The 21,920-nt window shown below is 61.5% G+C and carries 23 protein-coding genes; 15 read left to right on the top strand and 8 right to left on the bottom strand.

Annotated features, from left to right (window positions below):
• The first annotated feature begins 2 nt into the window (after window positions 1-2).
• The 5 genes from JNB71_RS05135 (at window position 3) to JNB71_RS05155 (ending at window position 5,314) form a co-directional block, all read left to right on the top strand.
• Window positions 3-1,097: a class I SAM-dependent methyltransferase gene (locus JNB71_RS05135; protein ID WP_220370725.1), complete on the top strand. Its 1,095-nt coding sequence runs from the start codon at window positions 3-5 to the stop codon at window positions 1,095-1,097.
• Window positions 1,098-1,254: 157 nt separating this feature from the next.
• Entirely contained in the window at window positions 1,255-2,049 is a 795-nt protein-coding gene (gene pgeF / locus JNB71_RS05140) for a peptidoglycan editing factor PgeF (RefSeq protein WP_220370726.1), read from the top strand.
• A 1-nt stretch (window position 2,050) separates the two neighbouring features.
• On the top strand, window positions 2,051-3,202 hold the full coding sequence (locus tag JNB71_RS05145; RefSeq protein WP_220370727.1) for a M24 family metallopeptidase: 1,152 nt from the start codon (window positions 2,051-2,053) through the stop codon (window positions 3,200-3,202).
• Window positions 3,203-3,288: 86 nt separating this feature from the next.
• Entirely contained in the window at window positions 3,289-4,158 is an 870-nt protein-coding gene (locus JNB71_RS05150; RefSeq protein ID WP_220370728.1) for a hypothetical protein, read from the top strand.
• 223 nt (window positions 4,159-4,381) lie between these two features.
• Window positions 4,382-5,314: a ribose-phosphate pyrophosphokinase gene (locus JNB71_RS05155; protein WP_018326953.1), complete on the top strand. Its 933-nt coding sequence runs from the start codon at window positions 4,382-4,384 to the stop codon at window positions 5,312-5,314.
• On the opposite strand, the gene JNB71_RS05160 is transcribed toward JNB71_RS05155, so the two are convergent.
• From JNB71_RS05160 to JNB71_RS05180, 5 genes are all read right to left on the bottom strand, one after another.
• Entirely contained in the window at window positions 5,315-5,878 is a 564-nt protein-coding gene (locus tag JNB71_RS05160) for an SRPBCC family protein (RefSeq protein ID WP_220370729.1), read from the bottom strand. It abuts the gene before it with no gap.
• Window positions 5,875-6,234: an ArsR/SmtB family transcription factor gene (locus tag JNB71_RS05165; protein ID WP_223215749.1), complete on the bottom strand. Its 360-nt coding sequence runs from the start codon at window positions 6,232-6,234 to the stop codon at window positions 5,875-5,877. Before JNB71_RS05165 ends, JNB71_RS05160 begins: the two co-directional genes overlap by 4 nt.
• A gap of 63 nt (window positions 6,235-6,297) precedes the next feature.
• Window positions 6,298-6,678, bottom strand: a complete 381-nt coding sequence (locus JNB71_RS05170; protein ID WP_220370730.1) for a DUF779 domain-containing protein — start codon at window positions 6,676-6,678, stop codon at window positions 6,298-6,300.
• Between the two features lie 129 nt (window positions 6,679-6,807).
• Window positions 6,808-8,316, bottom strand: coding sequence for an aldehyde dehydrogenase (adh, locus tag JNB71_RS05175; RefSeq protein WP_220370731.1), 1,509 nt, complete (start codon window positions 8,314-8,316; stop codon window positions 6,808-6,810).
• 178 nt (window positions 8,317-8,494) lie between these two features.
• Entirely contained in the window at window positions 8,495-9,442 is a 948-nt protein-coding gene (locus tag JNB71_RS05180; RefSeq protein WP_220370732.1) for a helix-turn-helix domain-containing protein, read from the bottom strand.
• A gap of 194 nt (window positions 9,443-9,636) precedes the next feature.
• Here JNB71_RS05180 and JNB71_RS05185 point away from each other — a divergent pair, with 194 nt between their 5' ends.
• The 6 genes from JNB71_RS05185 (at window position 9,637) to JNB71_RS05210 (ending at window position 16,299) form a co-directional block, all read left to right on the top strand.
• On the top strand, window positions 9,637-10,824 hold the full coding sequence (locus JNB71_RS05185) for a benzoate/H(+) symporter BenE family transporter (RefSeq protein ID WP_220370733.1): 1,188 nt from the start codon (window positions 9,637-9,639) through the stop codon (window positions 10,822-10,824).
• A gap of 209 nt (window positions 10,825-11,033) precedes the next feature.
• Window positions 11,034-11,645 carry a 50S ribosomal protein L25/general stress protein Ctc gene (locus JNB71_RS05190; protein ID WP_220370734.1) on the top strand — a complete coding sequence of 204 codons (612 nt, stop codon included), beginning with the start codon at window positions 11,034-11,036 and terminating at the stop codon, window positions 11,643-11,645.
• A gap of 236 nt (window positions 11,646-11,881) precedes the next feature.
• Window positions 11,882-14,263, top strand: coding sequence for a putative bifunctional diguanylate cyclase/phosphodiesterase (locus tag JNB71_RS05195; protein WP_220370735.1), 2,382 nt, complete (start codon window positions 11,882-11,884; stop codon window positions 14,261-14,263).
• 22 nt (window positions 14,264-14,285) lie between these two features.
• The gene (locus tag JNB71_RS05200; protein WP_220370736.1) at window positions 14,286-15,002 is read left to right on the top strand and encodes a substrate-binding periplasmic protein; all 717 of its coding nucleotides are present in this window, start codon (window positions 14,286-14,288) and stop codon (window positions 15,000-15,002) included.
• 118 nt (window positions 15,003-15,120) lie between these two features.
• Entirely contained in the window at window positions 15,121-15,834 is a 714-nt protein-coding gene (gene pth, locus JNB71_RS05205) for an aminoacyl-tRNA hydrolase (protein ID WP_220370737.1), read from the top strand.
• Window positions 15,835-15,837: 3 nt separating this feature from the next.
• A complete protein-coding gene (locus JNB71_RS05210; protein WP_220370738.1) occupies window positions 15,838-16,299 on the top strand; it encodes a GNAT family N-acetyltransferase in 462 nt (153 codons plus the stop codon).
• Here the strand turns inward: JNB71_RS05210 and clpS are convergent, their stop codons facing one another.
• Complete coding sequence (clpS, locus tag JNB71_RS05215; protein WP_220370739.1) at window positions 16,300-16,611, bottom strand: ATP-dependent Clp protease adapter ClpS; 312 nt, start codon at window positions 16,609-16,611, stop codon at window positions 16,300-16,302. It lies immediately after the preceding gene.
• A gap of 278 nt (window positions 16,612-16,889) precedes the next feature.
• Between clpS and ychF the strand changes: the two genes are divergently transcribed.
• From ychF to JNB71_RS05235, 4 genes are all read left to right on the top strand, one after another.
• A complete protein-coding gene (gene ychF, locus JNB71_RS05220; protein WP_018326940.1) occupies window positions 16,890-17,993 on the top strand; it encodes a redox-regulated ATPase YchF in 1,104 nt (367 codons plus the stop codon).
• Between the two features lie 96 nt (window positions 17,994-18,089).
• On the top strand, window positions 18,090-19,538 hold the full coding sequence (locus tag JNB71_RS05225; RefSeq protein ID WP_220370740.1) for a hypothetical protein: 1,449 nt from the start codon (window positions 18,090-18,092) through the stop codon (window positions 19,536-19,538).
• Between the two features lie 74 nt (window positions 19,539-19,612).
• Window positions 19,613-20,068: a MaoC family dehydratase gene (locus JNB71_RS05230; RefSeq protein ID WP_220370741.1), complete on the top strand. Its 456-nt coding sequence runs from the start codon at window positions 19,613-19,615 to the stop codon at window positions 20,066-20,068.
• A complete protein-coding gene (locus JNB71_RS05235) occupies window positions 20,065-20,532 on the top strand; it encodes a MaoC family dehydratase (RefSeq protein ID WP_220370742.1) in 468 nt (155 codons plus the stop codon). The genes JNB71_RS05230 and JNB71_RS05235 overlap by 4 nt, the downstream gene beginning before the upstream one ends.
• A gap of 9 nt (window positions 20,533-20,541) precedes the next feature.
• Here JNB71_RS05235 and JNB71_RS05240 read toward each other — a convergent pair whose 3' ends face one another.
• Window positions 20,542-21,087 carry an adenine phosphoribosyltransferase gene (locus JNB71_RS05240; protein WP_220370743.1) on the bottom strand — a complete coding sequence of 182 codons (546 nt, stop codon included), beginning with the start codon at window positions 21,085-21,087 and terminating at the stop codon, window positions 20,542-20,544.
• A 167-nt stretch (window positions 21,088-21,254) separates the two neighbouring features.
• Entirely contained in the window at window positions 21,255-21,665 is a 411-nt protein-coding gene (locus JNB71_RS05245; protein ID WP_220370744.1) for a DUF4168 domain-containing protein, read from the bottom strand.
• Between the last annotated feature and the right edge of the window lie 255 nt (window positions 21,666-21,920).

Raw genomic sequence — 21,920 nt, forward strand, 5'->3', positions numbered from 1 at the left:
GCATGACGACGCTTCTTGCAGAAAAGATCAAGGCCATCATTCTCGCCAACGGCCCGATCAGCGTGACCGACTATTTCTCGCTCTGTCTGGCCGATCCGGAGTACGGCTACTACAAGACGCGGGAACCCTTCGGCCGGTCCGGAGACTTCATCACCGCACCGGAGATCAGCCAGCTGTTCGGCGAGATGATGGGGATTTTCCTCGTTCAGGCCTGGCAGCGGCACGGCCAACCGTCCCCGGTCAACATCGCCGAGATCGGTCCCGGCCGCGGTACGATGATGGCGGACATCCTGCGCGTCATCGCCAAGCTTTCACCTGCGCTTTACGAGGCAGCAACGGTCCACCTGGTTGAGACCAGCGAACGGCTGCAGAAGGTTCAGAGCCAGACGCTCGTCGCGCACAAGTTCAAGATTTCCTGGCATGACAGTTTCGACACGCTGCCGGACGGTTTTCTGCTTCTGGTTGCCAATGAGCTTTTCGATGCCATTCCCATCCGCCAGTTCGTCAAGACGGCGCAGGGTTTCAGAGAGAGGCTCGTCGGCCTTGATGCAGACGGTGACCTGACGTTTGCAGCGGGCGTCGCCAGTATCGATCCGGCTCTCCTGCCGCCGGCCGCCGCAACCGCCGCGCCGGGTACCATTTTCGAGATCGCCCCCGCCCGTGACGCCGTGATGGCGGCACTTTGCGAACGCCTCAAGGCTAGCGGCGGAACGGCTGTGATCATCGACTACGGCCACATGACGACTGGCCTCGGCGATACCTTGCAGGCGGTGCGCGAGCATCAATTCGATCCGCCGCTCAAACATCCGGGCGACGCAGATATCACCAGTCATGTTGATTTCGAACAGCTCGCCCGCAGAGCCGTCACCGAAGGGCTGCAGATCAACGGGCTCACCTATCAGGGCGACTTTCTTCTTGCGTTGGGTCTTGCCGAACGTGCCGCAGCGCTTGGCCGCGACAAGGACACGCAGACCCAGGAAAACATTCGCGCAGATGCAGAAAGACTGGCTGGAGCCGGTGAAGGGAAGATGGGCGAACTGTTCAAGGTCCTCGTCGTCAGCAGTCCGAACGTGGCTCTCGTGCCCTTCCAGAAATAGCTGCCGGCAGCAGCCCGTGACGACACCGGCTGTCGTTTCGACGGATTGACAGAGGCAGCCCCTGAGGCCAACATCCGGCCAAATCAGCCCGGGGCGGCATGCCAACAGCTCCGGGAAACCCGTCATATTGCAGCATTTCGAAAGGGCAAAACCCCCGATGAAGGATGATGCCCTGCCCTCGCCCATACAAAGCCCGCTTCTGTCAAAACAGGCGGGAAACGCCGTAAAACATGGCTATTTCACCCGCGCGGGCGGCGTCTCCGAAGGCATCTATCGAGGCCTCAATGTCGGGCTGGGCTCACACGACGAGCGCTCGCGCGTTGAAGAGAATCGGGCCCGCGTCAGCGCATGGTTCGGCGTCGAGCCGCAAAAACTGGCAACGGTGCATCAGGTCCACTCGCCCGACGTCGTTATCGTCGACGGCAGTTATGACGGCACGCGGGCAACGGCCGATGCACTGGTGACCGCGACGCCGGGGCTGGTGATCGGCGTGCTGTCGGCCGATTGCGGCCCGGTTCTTTTCGCCGATGCCGAAGCAGGCGTCGTCGGTGCTGCGCATGCCGGCTGGAAGGGGGCGCTTGGCGGCGTGCTCGAAAGCACCGTCGACGCGATGATCTCGCTCGGCGCTCGCCGCGAACGCATCGTCGCCAGCCTCGGCCCCTCGATCAGCCGGCGGAACTACGAGGTCGGTTCGGAGTTCATTCAACGGTTTCTCGAAAAGGATGCTGGCTACGAGATATTCTTTTTCCCGTCGCCACGCGAGGGTCACGCCATGTTCGATCTGCCGGCGTTGACGATCAAGCGGCTGACCGAGGCAGGCGTCACCGCGGAAAATCTCGACATTTGCACCTATGCGGACGAGGAGCGCTTCTTCTCTTACCGCCGAACCACCCATCGCGGCGAGCCGGACTATGGCCGGCAAATCTCTGCAATATCGATTCGGGAGAGATGACATGGCACTGCATTTCACGCAGGACGAATTTGCGAGCCGGCTTGAGCGGCTGACGACAAGGATGAAAGAGGAAAAACTTGCCGCCATGCTGCTGTTCGCGCAGGAAAGCATGTACTGGCTGACAGGCTACGACACCTTCGGCTACTGCTTCTTCCAGACGCTGGTGGTGAAGGCCGACGGCTCGATGGTGCTCCTGACCCGTTCCGCCGATCTGCGCCAGGCCAAACATACCTCGAACATCGAACACATCGAGATCTGGGTCGACCGCGTCAATGCCGATCCGACGATGGACCTGAAGAACCTCCTGAGCGATCTCGACCTGCTCGGTACGCGAATCGGCGTCGAATACGACACGCACGGCATGACTGGCCGCGTTGCCCGCCTGCTCGACCGTCAGTTGACCAGTTTCGGCGAGATGGTCGATGCGTCGCTGCTCGTCAGCCGCCTGCGCCTCATCAAGAGCCCGGCGGAAATCCTCCACGTCGAAAAGGCCGCAAGCCTTGCCGACGACGCGCTCGACGCCGCCCTCCCCTTGATCCACGCCGGCGGCAGCGAAGCCGATATCCTGGCGGCCATGCAGGGCGCGGTCTTTGCCGGCGGCGGCGACTACCCGGCCAATGAGTTCATTATCGGCTCCGGGGCGGACGCGCTTCTGTGCCGCTACAAGGCCGGGCGCCGGACGCTGGATGCGCAGGACCAGCTCACCCTGGAATGGGCGGGCGTCAGCGCCCACTATCACGCAGCGATGATGCGCACCGTGGTCGTTGGAGAGCCAACCAATCGCCACCGTGAACTCTACAGCGCCTGCCGCGAGACGATCCAGGCGATCGAAATGGTCCTGCGGCCCGGCAACACCTTCGGCACCGTCTTCGACGTGCATGCGAAAATTATGGACGAGCGTGGCCTTACGCGCCACCGGCTGAACGCCTGCGGCTATTCGCTCGGCGCGCGTTTCTCGCCCTCCTGGATGGAGCACCAGATGTTCCACATCGGCAACCCGGAGGCGATCGAGCCGAATATGTCGCTCTTCGTGCACATGATCATCATGGATTCAGACAGCGGCACCGCCATGACGCTTGGCCAGACCTACCTGACCAGCGACGGCGCTCCGAGACCTCTGTCGCGCTTCGGACTGGACTTCATAACTGCTTAGGAAAATTGATCTACCGTTCGCGGGATAGGCGGAGAAAGGTGGGGGCCTGATCACTCCGCCACCCGAGGAAACCGGACGGTAGAACGATGCGCCAGTCGATCATGCTCATTGCAGGCCTTGGAATTGCTGCGACCCTTTCGGGCTGCAACAGCCTGGACGATCTGACCCCCCAGGTCGACGTGGGCGGCGGTACCTTCCGATCCCCGCCCGTCAACCAGTCCGACCTCGACGCAATGTTGACCGTCCCTCCCCAGTCAACGACACCGGTGCAGAGTGCCCAGCTCGCTTCTCCCGCACAGGAGGGGTTTGTCGAGGGGGCGACCGGCACGGTTCTCGCCCAGGGCGACGGCGAATACACCGATCCGGCCGGATCGCTGGACGCGCAGGCAGGACGCCTGCAGCAGGGACTGGTCCCGGCACAGCAGCGGCTGGCGCGCCGCCAGGTCATCGCCGAAGAGGCCGAAACCACACCCGTCGACGAGCGCGCATCAGACGAACCACGCCAGTCGGCGGCGCCGTTGCGTGCCGCGGAAGAAACACCTGAGATCCAGAAACCGCAGAAGAGCGCCGCGATCGCGCCGGCGGCGACGCCGGGCACGATCCGATTCCTGCCGATCATCGGAGCCCCGGTCGAAGCCGTCACGCCGTTGTCTAAACAGCTCGGCAGCGAGGCGCGTTCCCACGGCCTGACCATCAAGAGCGCATCCGATACCAGCAGCCAACACATCCTTAAGGGCTATTTCTCGGCACTGAAGGACGGCGAGAAGACGACGGTCGTCTATGTCTGGGACGTGCTCGACGGTGGCGGTAACCGGCTGCATCGCATCCAGGGACAGGACACGGTCGATGCCACCGCTGCCAATCTCTGGTCGGTCGTGCCGCCGCAGACAATGCAGGCGATCGCCACCAGGACCATCGCCGAGTACCTGAACTGGCGGGCGAAAAACGCCGGCTAAGGTTGCCGGGCATCTCCTGTTCGCTGCCTTGCAGCGCCAAATCCCGTCGCAAAACCACGCCAATGCAAAACTTTTTAGGATAAACCACGCTGCAATGCGGCAATCCTCTTGCATTCAAAGTCAAGGAGGTTATGAAGCGCGCATAGGCTTGGGACGATCGAGGCCCCGGCTGGCTTACGGAATTTGCGCGGAGGCAATCCGCGCCAGCACAGGCGGACCATCGATGAAGGTTTTCGCAGGCAACTCGAACCGGCACCTTGCCGAAGCGATCTGCAATTATCTCAACCTGCCCCTGGGCAAAGCAACCGTCCGACGGTTTGCAGACCAGGAAATCTTCGTGGAAATTCAGGAAAACGTGCGCGGCGAGGACGTCTTCGTCGTCCAGTCGACCTCGTTTCCGACCAATGACCACCTGATGGAACTGCTGATCATGATCGACGCGATGCGCCGATCCTCAGCCCGTCGCATCACCGCCGTCATTCCCTATTTCGGCTATGCGCGCCAGGATCGCAAGCCCGGCCCACGCACGCCGATTTCGGCCAAGCTTGTGGCCAACCTGATCACCGAGGCCGGCGCTGACCGCGTCCTGACACTCGACCTGCATGCCGGCCAGATCCAGGGCTTCTTCGACATCCCGACTGACAATCTCTACGCCGTGCCGATCCTCGCGCGCGACGTGAAGGAAAACTACGATTTGCGGAACGTCATGGTCGTATCGCCGGATGTCGGCGGCGTGGTGCGTGCGCGTGCGCTTGCCAAGCGCCTCGACTGTCAACTGGCGATCGTCGACAAGCGCCGCGAACGCGCCGGCGAGTCGGAAGTCATGAACGTCATCGGTGACGTTACCGGCAAGGACTGTCTGTTGATCGACGACATCGTCGATTCCGGCGGCACGCTCTGCAATGCCGCCGAAGCACTTCTGAAGAACGGCGCGACCAGCGTCACCGCCTATATCACCCACGGCGTGCTTTCCGGCGGCGCGGTTGCCCGCGTCACCTCGTCGAAGCTGAAGGAACTGGTGATCACCGATTCCATCCAGCCGACGACCGCAGTGCAATCGGCCCACAACATCCGCGTCATCTCGACCGCCAGCCTGATCGGCGAAGCGATCAACCGCACCAGCCAGGAAGAATCGGTTTCCAGCCTGTTCGATTGATCAGGCAGCCGGAACCCGCTTGCCATATTCCGCTTCGAGCGCCGTATGTTTCGGCCAGAAGGGGGACGGCTCCCGATCGTTCAGCCTGTCGGCGAGAATATCGAGATGCGTGTGCCAACCGGCGGCGAAGCTCAGCATCGCGTCTCGCGACAGGATGCGGCTGTGGCTGACGGTGAGGAGAACCTTGCTGCCTTGTTCCGCCAGATCGAAACGAACCTCGGACGGTTCGCCCATTTCTTCCGCCCAGGTGTAGACAAGCAGCCGCGGCGGATCGCAGGTGATGACAGTCCCGTGCGATTCAATTGGTCCGGCATGCGCGGCATATTTTGCCGGAGGCCGATCGTCCTTCGCCGTCAGTCGTGAATTGTCGAAGAGATGGCAGACAGTTCCGCCCGCTCGCAATTCGATGGGGCCTGCCGCCATCCACTGACGGCGTTTTTGCTCCTCCGTCAGATAGGCCCATATCCGTTCGATCGGGCCGGGCAGCAGGCGCTCGATGCGTACAGTGTCCTTCGGATTGATCACGCCGAACTCGGCGACAGGAATGGATTCGACCAGGCTCATGACTTCTTCTCCTTTTCACTATCTTCGCTGTTGAGAATTTCCTCGAGAGTATCGAGCTGCGCATTCCAGAACTTTTCGTAGTAACGCATCCATTCAAGGCCAGCATGCATGGGCCCGACATCCAGGCGGCAGACATGAGCGCGGCCCCGCACTTCCCGGCGCAGCAGCCCTGCTGCTTCCAGCACCTTGACGTGCTTGGAGGCGGCCGCGAGCGACATGTCGAAGGGGGCGGCAAGATCGCCGACCTTCTGCTCGCCGGCGCTCAAATGTTTCAGCATGGCCCTGCGGGTGGGATCCGACAGGGCATGAAAGACGGCATCGAGTGGAGATAGATATTCAACCATGTAGTTGAACATAACAGGGCGCCAGCAATTGTCAACCGAATGGTTGAATATAGGCTGACGCAGCTTTGCGAAGGCTCACCGCGGCATGGGGATGGTGCAGGCCTCGCCGCCGGAAAACAAGCGCGAACGCGTGAGGAAGCGCCGCTCACGGCCGTTGTCGAGCGAGAACATGCCACCCCGGCCCGGCACGACATCGATGATCAGTTGGGTGTGTTTCCAGACTTCGAACTGGCTGGCGCTGATATAGACCGGCACGCCGCCGATCTCGCCGAGCTTCACGTCATTGTCGCCGACGATGTACTCATCCGCCGGGTAACACATCGGCGACGAGCCGTCGCAACAGCCGCCGGACTGGTGAAACAGGATATGCGGATGGTCCAACCGGATTTCCGTGATGAAGGCGAGTGCCGCGTCGGTCGCGAGAACGCGGGGCTGGCCGTTGGTGATGTCGGTCATGGGTTTCTCCAGGACAGTCCCCTCTCCCCGCCTGCGGGGAGAGGGTTAGGGTGAGGGGCAGATTTGAGCGCCCCCCATCCGCCCTTCGGGCACCTTCTCCCCGCAAGCGGGGAGAAGGAAGACGAAACCTCAGAAGAAGCCCAGGGGTTTCGGGCTGTAGCTCACCAGCATGTTCTTGGTCTGCTGGTAGTGCTCGAGCATCATCTTGTGGGTTTCGCGGCCGATGCCGGACTGCTTGTAGCCGCCGAAAGCGGCATGGGCCGGATAGGCGTGATAGCAATTGGTCCAGACACGGCCGGCCTCGATGTTGCGGCCGAAATTGTAGCAGCGATTGGCGTCGCGGCTCCACACGCCCGCGCCGAGGCCATACAGCGTGTCATTGGCGATTTCGAGCGCTTCAGCATCATCCTTGAAGGTGGTCACGGACACGACCGGCCCGAAGATTTCCTCCTGGAAGATACGCATCCTGTTGTGGCCCTTGAACACCGTCGGCTTGACGTAGAAGCCGCCGGCGAGTTCGCCTTCGAGCGTATTGCGCTCGCCGCCGATCAGCACCTCAGCGCCTTCCTGGCGGCCGATATCCAGATAGGACAGGATCTTTTCCAGCTGCTCGCTCGAGGCCTGGGCGCCTATCATCGTCGTCATGTCGAGCGGGTTGCCCTGCTTGATCGCCGCGACGCGTTTGACCGCCTTTTCCATGAAACGGTCGTAGATCTTCTCGTGCACCAGCGCGCGGCTCGGGCATGTGCAGACCTCACCCTGGTTGAGCGCGAACATCGCGAACCCTTCCAGTGCCTTGTCGAGATAGTCGTCGTCCTCACGAAGCACATCTTCGAAGAAGATGTTCGGCGACTTGCCGCCCAGTTCCAGCGTCACCGGAATGAGGTTCTGGCTGGCATACTGCATGATGAGCCGGCCGGTCGACGTTTCGCCGGTAAAGGCCACCTTGTTGATACGCGGGCTGGTGGCCAGCGGCTTGCCGGCTTCCAGGCCGAAGCCGTTGACGATGTTGAGCACGCCCGGCGGCAAGAGGTCGCCGACCAGTTCTATCCAGACGAGGATCGAGGCGGGCGTCTGCTCGGCGGGCTTCAGCACGACACAATTGCCGGCGGCAAGCGCGGGCGCAAGCTTCCACGCAGCCATCAGGATAGGGAAGTTCCACGGGATGATCTGGCCGACGACGCCGAGCGGTTCATGGAAGTGGTAGGCAATGGTGTCGTGGTCGATCTCGCCGATCGAGCCTTCCTGGGCACGGACGCAGGAAGCGAAGTAGCGGAAGTGATCGATGGCAAGCGGCATGTCGGCTGCCTTGGTTTCGCGCAGCGGCTTGCCATTGTCCCAGGTCTCGGCGCGCGCCAGGAGCTCGATATTGTCTTCCATGCGTTGCGCGATCTTCATGAGGATATTGGCGCGCTCGGTGGTCGAGGTGCGGGCCCACTTGTCCTTGGCGGCGTGGGCGGCGTCGAGCGCCAGCTCGACATCGGCGGCCTGGCTGCGGGCGATCTGGCAGAGAACACCGCCGGTGACCGGCGTCGTGTTGTCGAAATAGCGCCCGTCGACCGGCTCGCGCCACTGACCACCGATAAAGTTGCCATACTTCTGCTTGAACGGATTCTCGACGATTTTCTGATGCAACATTTGATTTCTCCTCCTGAAACAGACTCCAACATCTGCTGCCAGGAAGGTGCGCCGAAACCGTTCATGCGGATAGAGAGGCGAGACGTGCCGGGGCGGGCAAGTGTCTCAGATGTGCGACAGTTGAATGACGCGAAGCATGCTGCAGCGCGGTACGGGGACCGCGCTGGCGTCCGGCCGATCAGTTGATCGAGAGCTTCTTCATTTTCCGGTAGAGCGTTGCCCGACTGATGCCAAGCGTATCGGCCGCCTGCGAGACATTGCCGCTGCTGCGCGACAGGACGCGGCGCAGCGCCGCACGCTCGGCCTCGAAAAGATCCTCGCCCTGCCCCGCCGGCACCTCGTCGAGCACATCGGCGGCTGGTACGCCGGCGGCAATGCGCCGGTCATCGAGATTGAGGCGCAGACGCGCCGCCCGCGTCGCTCCAAGCACGAGGTCATCGCGGTCGATCGCAAGCAGCGCCGGGCTGCTCTTGCCTTCGCCAGGGACCAGCAGGATGCGGGCGCCGTTGAAGGCGCGGCGGAAGAGATTGGCCTCGATCCGGGCGGCGGCATCCCGGACAGCCTGCGACATCAGCAGCATGGCCATTTCGCCGGCGTCCTCCCGGCAGGTCGAGATGTCGATGGCGGCAGCAACCCGGCCGCAATGGTCGCGGATCGGGGCGGTCGAGCAGATAAGGCTGGTGTTGCAGCTGAGGAAATGCTGGTCGCGCTGGATGACAACAGGGCGCTCGTCGGCAATCGCCGTCCCGATGCCGTTGGTGCCGACGCTCGCTTCACTCCAGACGGTGCCGGACCAGAGGCCAAGCCCGCGAAAATCCTTGTCGTCGCCGGCAGCGCCGCGACGTTCGAGGGCAACGCCGTTGCCATCGGTCAAAAGCAGGCAGCACCCGGCTCTGCCGACTGTCGAAAACAATCGGTCAAGTTCGCCCTGGGCTTCTTCGATCAGATGCCCGGACGCCTCCCGCGCCGCCTGAAACTCGCGTTCGGACAGGCGCTGCGGCGCACGCGCCTCTTCCGGAGAAAGGCCATGCACCGTCAGGCAGCGGCGCCAGGATGCCGCGACAGGCGAGCTGGCCGCAGCCGAAGCATGATGTGCGACGGAATGAACGTGATCCGAATGATTCATCGGCTCTCCTCCCTGAGGGCTGACGCTGATGCAACTATAGGCATATTCGGCGAAACGTCCACCTCGACAAAGGTCCAAAGGCAAAACCGGTCAGCACCGCACACGCCGCTTCGCCTGCGTGCTCTTGCATGAAGATGACGATGTGATAGGGCAGCTTACCCCGTTTACCTCCAAGCTTTGATGGTCCCCGCACGATGATTCGTGAATTCTCGTTCCAGAGCCTTTTCATGGGGCTGCTTACCGCCTTTGTCGGCTTTGCCAGTTCCTTTGCCGTCGTGCTTAACGGGTTGACCGGCGTCGGGGCAACGGAGGCGCAGGCAGCCTCGGGACTGATGGCGCTGTCGGTATCGATGGGGCTGTGTGCAATCGTGCTCAGTGTTGCGACGAGGGTGCCGGTCAGCATCGCCTGGTCGACGCCCGGGGCGGCGCTGCTTGCCAGTTCCGGCGCGGTCGCGGGCGGCTTCAACACGGCTGTCGGCGGCTTCCTGGTCTGCGGCGTGCTCATCATTCTGGCCGGCCTTTGGAAACCGCTCGGCCGTGCGGTGGCGGCAATTCCTACGCCACTCGCCAATGCCATGCTGGCGGGCGTCCTGATCGGGCTCTGCTTCGCGCCGGTCAAGGCGATCGCCTTCAATCCGCTGTTCGGCCTTCCCATCGTACTCGCCTGGGTCATCGTCGGCAGCGCCAACCGGCTGTTTGCCGTCCCCGCGGCCCTGCTCGCCTTCGTTCTGGTGCTCGCCTTCGGTGTTGACATGCCGGCCGATGCCATGGCGCGGGTATTGGCGACGCTCATCCCGCATGTCGAGTGGGTCAGCCCGAGCTTTACCCTGGCCGGCTTGGTCAGCATCGCGCTGCCGCTGTTCATCGTCACCATGGCCTCGCAGAACATTCCGGGCATCACCGTACTCAAGGTCAATGGCTACGAGCCGCAGCCCGGGCCGCTCTTCACGACGACCGGTTTCTTTTCCATCCTGAGCGCGCCCTTCGGTGGCCATGCGGTCAATCTCGCCGCAATCACGGCGGCCATGTGCGCTGGCGAGGATGCGCATCACGACCCATCCCGGCGCTACTGGTCGGCAATTATCGCCGGGGCTGTATATATCGTCTTCGGCTTCCTTGCCGCGGCCGTTACCGCCTTCGTCAGCCTGGCGCCGCCGATCCTGATCCAGGCGGTCGCCGGTCTTGCCCTGATCAGCGCCTTTGCCGGCTCGGCCATGGCAGCCTTCAAGGAGCAGGATAGCCGCGAAGCCGCGGCCGTCACGTTCCTCGTAACGGCCTCCGGGGTCAGCTTTGCAGGAATTTCGGGTGCCTTCTGGGGGCTGCTGGCCGGCGGCCTCATGCTCGCACTCGCCCGGTTCACGCGATCGCGCGGGCGCCGATGACGGCATCGCTCGTTCCTGGGCTGCGCTTCACGCAGTTTTTTCGGCCAGAACCGGCACTTGCTTGCATTTCACGGTATTCTCGGTTATGGACGCGCGTCCGCGCAGACACCCTTGGAGGCAAACGCGGATGAGGCGGTCAAAGGCCTCGGTTCATCCCTGTCTTCATAGCAAGCGGATGAGCTCTCCAAAAACACCAGAAAGGTACTGCCATGAGCCACGCATCCTACGAGCTCAAGGCCGAAACGCGCGAACGGGTTGGTAAGGGGTCCTCCCGTGAACTTCGCCGCAACGGTCTTATTCCTGCTGTCATCTACGGCGACAAGCAGGCTCCGATTTCCATCGCCCTTTCCACGAAGGAAGTCACCCAGAAAATTCACGCCGGTGGTTTCATGACCACGATCGCCACGATCGACGTTGGCGGCGAGAAGATCCGCGTCCTGCCGAAGGACTACCAGCTGGATCCGGTCCGTGACTTCACCATGCATGTCGACTTCCTGCGCGTGTCCAAGGACTCGACGGTCACCGTCGAAGTTCCGGTTCACTTCGTCAACGAAGAAAAGTCCCCGGGCCTCAAGATCGGCGGCGTGCTGAACATCGTTCGCCACGAAGTCGAAGTGGTCGTTGCTGCCGAAGAGATTCCGGAATTCCTGACGGCCGACCTCTCCGGCCTGAAGATCGGCGACGGCATCCATATCTCGGACATCAAGCTGCCGAAGGGCGCGACTCCGGTCATCACCGACCGCGACTTCACGATTGCCACCATTGCCACCCCGGCCGGCGGCGTATCGGAAGCAGAAGAAACAGAAGCCGCTTCCGAGTAATCGGCGCTTTCAAAGCTCGATCGACAACCCGTCCCATTTCCCATGGGGCGGGTTTTTTGTTGCTCGCCGCCAGCGGCATTCGCTTGCAGCCCGCAACCAAAACTAAAACTCTTTACCCTGCGATTTCAGCAACATTTAAGACTTTCATGATGTGTTGTCCCCGGGGGATTGCTCCGGCTTCAATGTACGAGAATCCGAATGGGACGCGAGACTAGCAGCGCGACCGGGTGCATCCGATGATGCATTCTGTCGAGAACCGTTTTATTGCCATTGTCTGTGGCGCGATGCTTATGTTCGTCGCCCCTCTCATCGTCCTTTTCCTGACCCTGTCATCGGAACGCGTCGCCCGTGAACGGCTGCAAAACACGCAGATCCTCATGGAGGCCGGTGCCCAGGCTCTCGGCAAGCCCCTTTGGGATTTCGACCGCGACGGCGCCGAGCACATCGCAAAATCCCTGAGCGCCAACGTCGACGTCCTCAGCGTCCACATCAAGGATAGCTCCGGAACCATTTCCGTCCACGTTCCCCCTGTTCCCGTCGATCCGAACGTGCCGCACAAGACCCTCTCGAAAGAGATCCTCTACAATTCGCAGGATGGCCAGAGGTCGGTCGGCACCGTCGAAATCTGGGTGGCAACGCCGGGCCTGCTGTCGCGCTTCAGCAAGGACGAACTCACCGTCTTTGCCATTCTGGTTGTCGCTGTCGGCGTGGTCTTCGCCTCCGCCATCCTCGGAAACCGCATCACCGTGATCCGGCCCTTGATGCGCCTCACAGCCGCGATCGAAGCGACACGGCGGCTCGGCTCCCGCCACCATGTCGACTGGACGTCGGACGACGAAATGGGCACACTCGCCCATAATTTCAATGAAATGCAGAGCAATCTGGAGCGCGAGGAGAAGGAACTGAAGCTCGCGCATGCCCGCGCGACGGATATCTACAACCTGACACCGTCCATGCTGTTCTCACTCGATGCCGACAACCGCCTCACTGCGGTCAGCGACTATTGGCTGATTGCAACCGGTTACAGCCGCCACCAGGTCATCGGACGTACCTTCACCGATTTCGTCGACGACCACTGGCATGAGACCTATCGGGCGCGCCGCGGCAACGGCAATGCCACGCATGCCAATATCTGTGAAGTCACCGTGCCTTTCATCAAGGCCGACGGCGAGACCATGACGGTTCTCATCCTCGAGATGAAGAGCGCCACGGGCGACGAGCACTGCGGTCTTTCGCTCTCGGTCATGACCGACGTCACCGAACTCAAGCAGGCCGAGAGCCGCAACCACGCGCAGGCGATTACCGATCACCTGACCGGCCTTCTCAATCGCCAGGGTTTTGAGGCAGTGCTGGACGACGCCATTCGCAACGCCGACGAGACGACGACGCAACTGGCCTGCATCTTCATCGATCTCGACCGCTTCAAGTGGATCAACGACCATTTCGGCCACGCCGTCGGCGACGAGGTGCTGCGCCAGGTGGTTGCCCGCATCCGTACCACGTTGCGCCTGGAAGACACGATGTCCCGCCTCGGCGGCGACGAATTCGCCATTCTCGTCAATGCCGACGAGGTCGAAGCCCTGGCAAGCGAGATCGGCGACCGCATCTGTGCCAAGCTGCGCGAGCCGATCCTCGTCGAGGGGGCAGACCTTTCGGTGAGCGCCAGCATCGGCATCGCGCTTTACCCCGATCACGCGGCCAACGCAGCGGAGCTGCTGTTGAAATCCGACATGGCGATGTACGCCCGCAAACGTGACGGCAAGAACGGCATGCTCGTCTTCGACACCAGCATGCTCGACAGCGCCCGCGAGCGCCATGAAATGGAGCAGAATATCGAGGCGGCGCTGAAGGAGGACTGGTTCGAGGCCTACCTGCAGCCGATCGTAAGTCTCGGTGACGGCCGTATTGCCGGGTTCGAAGCGTTGATGCGCCTCAACCATCCGGAAAAGGGCATTCTGTCTCCCGCCAAAATCATCGGTATCGCCGAGGAGAACGGATCGATCGCTCGCGTTGGTGAGCGCGTGCTGGAGAAAGCAATCGGCAATCTCGCGCGCCTGACCCAGCTCGAAGGCGCCGATACGACCTATCTCGCCATCAACTTCTCACCGCTTCAGTTCACGGAAACGCTGCCGCACAAGCTCGCGGCGCTGCTTCTGAAACACCACATCTCCCCTGCCCGTATCGTCATCGAGATCACCGAGGCCGTGCTGATGCTCGACAATCCGGACGTTCACGCAGTGTTGAAGCAGCTCAGTGAATTCGGCTGCCGCATCGCGCTCGACGATTTCGGAACGGGCTATTCCTCGCTCAGCTACCTCAACCGCTTCCCCGTCGATATCGTCAAGGTCGACCAGTCCTTCACCCGCTCGCTCAGCACCGGAACCGCCGATGTTCGCCGCAAGAGCAGAATGCTGATCAAGGGCATCCGCACCATCTCCCACCAGATGGGCTGCACCGTCGTTGCCGAGGGCATCGAGACGAAGGAACAGTGGGAGCTTCTGCGCAAGCTCGGACTTGACTACGGCCAGGGTTATCTTTTCAGCCGACCGATGCCGATTGAAAACATGCTGCTCATGCTGGAAATGGAATCGGAAGTGAAGGCTACGGACTGCGCATGACAAAAACAGAAGAAAAGCAGATATGAAACAATTCGCCTTAGCACTGTTTTTGCTCCTGTCGGGCACGGCCCATGCCGAGACCCTCCGATTGCTGACCGAGGAGTATCCGCCATATAATTTCAGCGAGAACAGCGCTGTGAAGGGAGCGTCGGTCGAGCAGGCCGAACTGATGATGAAGGCGCTCGATGCCGAATATTCGCTCGAAATCCTGCCCTGGGCGCGAGCGCTGTCTCTGACGGAGAACCAGCCTTGGACCTGTCTGTTTACCACGGGCCATGACGAGGAGCGCGACAAGCGGTTCAAATGGGTCGAACCGCTGCTCGCCGACCGCATGGTGATGGTGCGCAAGGCGGGATCCGGCGTCAATCCGTCCAATATCGAGGACGCAAAGCGCTTCACCGTCGGCACACAGCGCGACGACTTTTCCTTCAACTTCCTGAAAAAGAACAGTTTCCCGAAGATCGATCTCGCCGCCGACATGGAGACGACAGAAAAGAAGCTGGTGAGCGGCCGCATCGACCTGATGATGACGTCCGAAAAGACCTTCGAGACCATGCGCGATCAAGGCCAGCCGCTTGAATCGGCTCTCGTGCTTGAGGGAAAACTGTACGGCTTTGCCTGCAATCTCAACCTGCCGGACGAATTCATTGCAAAGATGCAGGCAGAACTCGACACATTGATTGCCAATGGCACCCAGGACCGCATTTTCGCCAAATACGGCCTGCGACCGAACCGATAGCGGATCACAGGCGGCATTCGCGCCAGATGAGAAATGACGGATCGTCTGTGGTAAACAGTTGACTTGCGCGCTCCGACGCGGTGCAAGACAGCGCTGTTTGACTGGTAGAGATATATCCATGCTGATTTTCGCAGGGCTCGGCAATCCCGGCCCCCAATATGCAGGCAACCGCCACAATATCGGTTTCATGGCCGTCGACGCGATCCAGCGGCGGCACGGTTTTTCGCCCTGGTCCAGGAAGTTCAAGGCGCTGGTCTCCGAAGGAGAGCTCGGCGGCGAGCGCGTGCTGTTGATGAAGCCGCAGACCTTCATGAACCTTTCCGGCGAAGCGGTCGGCGAAGCCATGCGCTTCTACAAGCTGGAGCCGAAGGACATCCTGGCGATCTACGACGAGCTCGACCTTCTGCCCGGCAAAGCGCGTATCAAGACGGCGGGCGGTCATGGCGGCCACAACGGCATCAAATCGCTCGACGCCCATTGCGGCAAGGACTATCGCCGCCTGCGGCTCGGCATCGGCCATCCCGGCTCGAAGGAACAGGTACACAACCACGTGCTCGGCGATTTCGCCAAGGCCGACCGTGTCTGGCTGGACCCTTTGCTCGACGCGCTCGCCGACAATGCGGCGATGCTGGTCAGGGGCGAGGATTCGCAGCTCCTGAACAAGCTGGCACTCGCCACCGGCAGCAAACCGGAGCCCGAACTGGCACCAGCAAAGTCCGCCGGAAAATCGCATATCCGCCAGGCCCGCAACAGTACCCAGCCGAAAACGCTGCCGGCAACCGGACCGATGGCCGACATGCTGAAGAAGCTGTTCGGCAATAAGGGCGAATAGCCGGTGACGACCGGCGACTTGGCCATCCGGCCGGCGAAGGCGAGCGACCTGTCCGGGCTGCTCGCTCTCTACCGGCAGCTCCATGCCGACGATCCGCCGCTCCCCTCCGGTCTTGCCGCCGAAAGGTTCGCCGAGATACTGGCGCATCCCGGCATGACGGTCTTCGTTTCCGTTTCTGCAGAAACGATCACGTCATCGGTGGCGCTGAGCATCCTTCCAAACCTCACCCGCGGCGGCAAGCCCTATGCGCTCATCGAAAACGTCGTGACCGACGCGCGGTTTCGCAAGCGCGGCCATGCCGGGGCGCTGATCCGCCATGCCTTCGAGCAGGCCTGGCAGAAAGGCTGCTACAAGGTGATGCTCCTGACCGGCTCGCAGGACCCGGCGACGCTGAAATTCTATGAGGGCTGTGGCTTCGTGCAGGACAAGACGGGTTTTCAGAAAAGACGACCGGCCGGCATCTGACTATTCCTCCGGCTCCGTGGTGAACATCAGCGGAAATCCCGCCTGCTTGCCGAGATCGGTCGCTTCCTTCGCCTTCGTCTCGGCGATGTCGCGGGCGCAGACGACGATGACGCAGACGCCGAGCTTGTGCGCCGTCATCATCATCCGGTAGCCGGTCTCCTCGCTCATGCGAAATACCGCCTTCAGCACCAGGATGACGAATTCGCGCGGCGTGTAGTCGTCGTTGAGGAGAATGACCTTGTAGAGCTTCGGCCTCGCCAGCTTCGGCCGGGTCCTGGTTTTCGGTTTGATGGTGGTGTCGTTTTCACTCATCTGGATATCCTCTCAAAAACAAAGAGGGCCGGCGGAGGATGATTTCAACCCGGCAATATTCGCACCGCCGGAAACGCCGTTCAAGTGGGGCCGCCCGTGGCAACGATGACGCGGGTGCTGCGCGAGTGAGATGGCTGCGCCCGGCCATGCCGGCCAGTTTGCCGGCGCCGCAGGCGGCAAATCCGGAAAAAGCGCCGCCGTACCGCCGCAAGGCTTGACCATATCACCCCCTTCCCCCATAGGCAGGGCAAAGTTCTTCAAGATATGGACAAGGTGCCATGGGTTTCAAATGCGGTATCGTCGGACTGCCGAATGTCGGCAAGTCCACTCTCTTCAATGCGCTCACCAAGACGGCGCAGGCTCAAGCCGCGAATTATCCGTTCTGCACCATCGAGCCGAACACGGGCGAAGTGGCCGTGCCGGACCCGCGCATGCGCGCGCTTGCCGATGTCGCCAAGTCGAAGGAACTGATCCCGACCCGCATCTCCTTCGTCGATATCGCCGGCCTCGTGCGCGGCGCCTCGAAGGGCGAAGGCCTCGGCAACAAGTTTCTCGCCAACATCCGCGAGGTCGATGCGACGGTGCATGTGCTGCGCTGCTTCGAGGATGACGACGTCACCCATGTGGAGGGCCGCATCAACCCGGTCGGCGATGCCGAGACGATCGAGACAGAGCTGATGCTCGCCGATCTCGAGAGCCTCGAGCGCCGCACCGAGCAGACCCGCAAGCGCGCCGCCTCCAAGGACAAGGAATCGATGACGCTGCTGCCGGTCATGGACGCAGCCCTGAAGCTGCTTCAGGACGGCAAGCCGGTCCGCACGTTGCTGTCGACGCTGGATGCCGAAGAAAAGAAAATCCTGCAGGGTTTGAACCTTCTGACCGCCCATCCGGTGCTCTACGTCTGCAACGTCGCCGAGGGAGATGCCGTCTCCGGCAACGCCCATACCAGGGCGGTCGAGGAAATGGCGAAGGCGCAGGGCGCCGAAACCGTGGTTATTTCGGCTGCGATCGAAGCCGAAGTTGCACAGCTGCCTGAGGAGGAGGCCAAGGAATTCCTCGAGGCGCTCGGCCTTCACGAAGCGGGTCTCGACCGGCTGATCCGCGCCGGCTACAAGCTGCTCGACCTCATCACCTATTTCACCGTCGGCCCGAAGGAAACGCGGGCGTGGACGATCGAGCGCGGCACCAAGGCCCCGGGTGCGGCTGGCGTCATCCACTCGGACTTCGAGCGCGGCTTCATTCGCGCCAACACCATTGCCTATGACGACTACATCGCCTTCAACGGTGAAACAGGCGCCAAGGAAGCCGGCAAGGCGCGCGACGAAGGCAAGGAATATGTCGTCCAGGACGGCGACGTGATCCACTTCCGCTTCAACACCTGATTTCTTCGAAAACTCTTTCGCAGGGCGATCAGCGACGCTTGCCGTCGCGATCGCCGGCTGTATGTTGGCTGAAGACATATTTAAGGAGTTTCTTCGATGCGCCTGATCCCCGCACTGCTGCTCTCCACCGCGCTCGTGACCCAGCCGGCGCTGGCCGCGGAGATTACCCATGAAGGCGCCCGGCAGCTCGAGCAGAAATTCACATCCTACCTGCCGGACAGCGTAGCGAAATCGGGCCTGATCAAGGTCCGGCCCGGCACCGCGGATTACGAAGTCACCTTCGATCCGACCGTGCTCTTGAAGGATGTCGACCCAAAAACCTTCAGCATTTCCGGACTGAAGCCCCTTCTGTCATTGATCCGCCCCCTGGAAGACGGAGCGTGGAATTTTTCCCAATCCGCCGATCTCGACGTCAAGGGGCAGTTCACCGTCGGAACCGACAAGACGGATTTCAGCTACAAGATCGATGGCTTTCGAATGGACGGGGTCTATGACCCCGAAATTCTCTATCCCAAATCCGCGGAAATGACCGCCAATGGCATCTTCATGTCGTCCCGTTCTCCGCTGCAATCGGTGGAAGCACATTTCGGCACGATGAAGTCGATCCTCGAAAGCAAGCGGGGAAACCCGGGCACGATCGATCTTCGCTCCAATACGGCGATGAGTGCCTTCACTGAAACCGTCATCGATCCGGCCAAGGCGCGGATCGATGTCTCGGCAGACAGCGTGACCGCAGATGTCGCCATGAACGGTGTCGCCTACAAGCCGCTGCACGACATCATCTTCTTTGTTCTGGACAAGGTGAAAGCCGATAGACTGACGCCCGAGGATCAGACACGCCTCAAGGAGGTTGTGCGCGCCAACCTGCCGATGTTCGACGCATTGCTGGAATCCATCGATGTCGCGAACCTGAAGGTAGTCACGCCGGCAGGCACCTTCGGGGCGCAGACCTTACGCTATACGGTCAATTCGAACGGCCTGAAAGATGGTGCAAAAGCCGGTTTCGGGATCGTCATCGACAGGCCCTCAGTGCCACCGGGCGTCGTACCCGACGCGTTCGTCGCAGCACTGCCCGAGACGGTTAGTTTCGGCGCCGCTTTCGAAAACCTCAACCTTGCAAGCGGCATTGGCTACTTCCTGGACCACGCCGATTTCAACGCCGAAAAACCGCTGACGGACGAGCAGTCCACCGCAGCCGGCCGCGTGTTCCTGCCGGGTGGTGCGCTAACCTTGAGATATGAGGACGTCTCCGCCCGCTCGTCGGTCTACGATATCAGCCTTTCGGGTACGACGACCGTCTACCCGGAACAGCAGGGGCGCCAAAGCACCGACGTCACGATCTACGCAAGGGATTTCGACAAGACTATTTCCTATCTGCAGCAGAATGCCCAGACCGTTCCGCAGTTCGGGCAAGCGGCGTTCGTGCTGCTGATGATGAAGGGCTTCGCCAAGATAGAAGCCGATGGCCGCCAGATGTGGAACCTCGTGGTGGACGAGAGCGGCAAGATGAAGATCAACGGCCAGGAACTGGCGATCCCGCACTGATACAGGTGATCTCCCGCCAGTTTCCAGTGCCAGGGCTGGATGCTAAAGACGCCCCGGTAGGAGGACGACAACCCATGCTTCATTTCGAGGATTTTCCTGCCGGCACGCGGTTCGCGTTCAAGCCGGTGACGGTCAAGGCCGAGGACATCGTCGCCTTTGCCGCCGAATTCGATCCGCAGCCCATGCATCTGTCGGAGGAAGCCGGCAAGGCGAGCATTCTCGGTGGCCTTGCGGCCTCCGGCTGGCACACGAGCGCCATCATGATGCGCATGCTTTGCGACAGCTATATCCACCGAACGGCGTCCGAGGGATCGCCGGGCGTGAACAGCATGGAGTGGAAGAAGCCTGTGCTTGCCGGCGATACGCTCTCGGGCACCTGCACGGTCATCGAGGCGCGGACGTCCCGTTCCAGGCCCGAGATCGGCATTGTGCAACTGCGTGGCGAGGTCATCAACCAGCGGGGAGAAACGGTGGCGATCTGTGACTACGCCAACATGATCCGCTGCAAACCGGCAGGAAGCGACGCATGAGGCTCTCCGAGGTTCACCCCGAAGGTACGAAGGTGATGACCGGCAGCGTTGCTTTCACCGCCGATGACATCATCCGGTTCGCCGAAAAATTCGACCCGCAACCGTTTCATCTCGATGCGGAAGCAGCGCGGCAATCGCTCTTCGGCGGCCTCTGCGCCTCCGGCTGGCACACCTGCGCGGGCTGGATGAAATGTTTCGTGCCCTATTGGCTGGGCGAAATGAAGCGGCTGGCGGCCGAGGGAATAGAGCCGCCGAAGCTCGGCCCATCGCCCGGTTTTCGCGATATGCGCTGGCTGCGGCCGGTCTTTGCTGGCGATGTGATCACCTATTTCGTCACCTTCGTGACGGCGAAGGATCTGGAATCGCGTCCTGGATGGCGGATCAACACCATCCTGTGCGAGGGCGAGAACCAGAACGGCGAGCCCGTCATCCGGTTCGAAAGCAAAGTGATCGAGTTTCCCTGACGCGTAAACTCAGTGGCCTTCAAACTCGATCAGCGTCAGCACCTTGACGCCGAGCGCCTCGAGCTTCTTGCGGCCGCCGAGTTCCGGCAGGTCGATGATGAAGCAGGCGGCGACGATATCGGCACCCATCTGCTGCAACAGCTTGGCCGCGCCCTCGGCAGTGCCGCCGGTGGCAATCAGGTCATCGACCAGGATGACCTTGTCGCCCGGTTTGATGGCGTCGCGATGCATCTCCATCTCGTCTATGCCGTATTCGAGACTGTAGGCGATGCGCACCGTGTCATGCGGCAGCTTGCCCTTCTTGCGGATCGGCACGAAGCCGGATGACATCTGGTGCGCCATCGCGCCGCCCAGGATGAAGCCACGCGCCTCGACGCCGGCGACCTTGTCGATCTTCGTGCCGGCAAAGGGATGGACCAGCTCGTCGATCGCCCGGCGAAACGCGCGCGGATTGCCGAGAAGCGTGGTGATGTCGCGGAACATGATGCCGGGCTTGGGGTAATCCGCGATGTTGCGGATGGAGGCGATCAATTCCTGCTGAAGAGAGGATCTCATGATGGAAGGCATGCCTTTGCGGACGTCTCAGGGAGATGAAGGCATAGCATCAAAGCCGGGCATTTCTATAGTGGTTTCTTGGGCGACAGCCGGCGAATGCGCCGTCTGTCGGCCTGCGGGCGCTGGAGCAGGATCGGAATTGCCGCCCTGCTCCGATCGTCGCCTCGCTACGGCGCTGACGTCGTCGTCTTCAACTTTTCCTGCACCTTCTGGGCAACTTCAGGATTGGTCTGCGCCGCGGTGATGATGGACTTGTATTCCTCCAGCGACATGTCCGGCGACGTTTCGACCGCGTTGATCATCTGCTTGTTGGCCTCGTTCTGAAGCTTCTGTTTGGCCGTCGCATCCTTCTCCGCGCCGATCTTGGCGGCATAGTCCTGCCGCACCTTGTTAACCTGCAGATAGGCCACCGCAAAAGCTTCGATCCTCTTGTCGCTGATGACGGCGGGCGCGGTGCCCTGTATCGGCTGCGTGGCTTGCGTCTGAGAAGCACCCTGGGCAAAAGCCGGCGAGTTGATGACGATCAGGCTCAGTGCGGCAGCGGTCAAGGCTGCCACGGGCATGTGGCGGATGGTCATATGCTTTCCTTTCCTTAGTCAGTCTCAAGGCGGCGATCGCCACCTGTCCGGAGGGGAATACCCCGGCACCAAGGTCAAGGATGGATCGGGCGACAATGTGACCACGAAAAGGAACGTTCAAGGCCATGTCCGGTCGTACCGCTCGCGACCTGCCGCGATGGAAAGACAGGGCATCTACAATCGTGGAACCATTCGATGGCATTTCCGGTTATACTAGACGGTATTCCGCTTGCCGGACCTGCCCCAGCGGAAGAG

The organism is Rhizobium herbae (assembly GCF_019511375.1).
Lineage (GTDB): Bacteria > Pseudomonadota > Alphaproteobacteria > Rhizobiales > Rhizobiaceae > Pararhizobium > Pararhizobium herbae_A.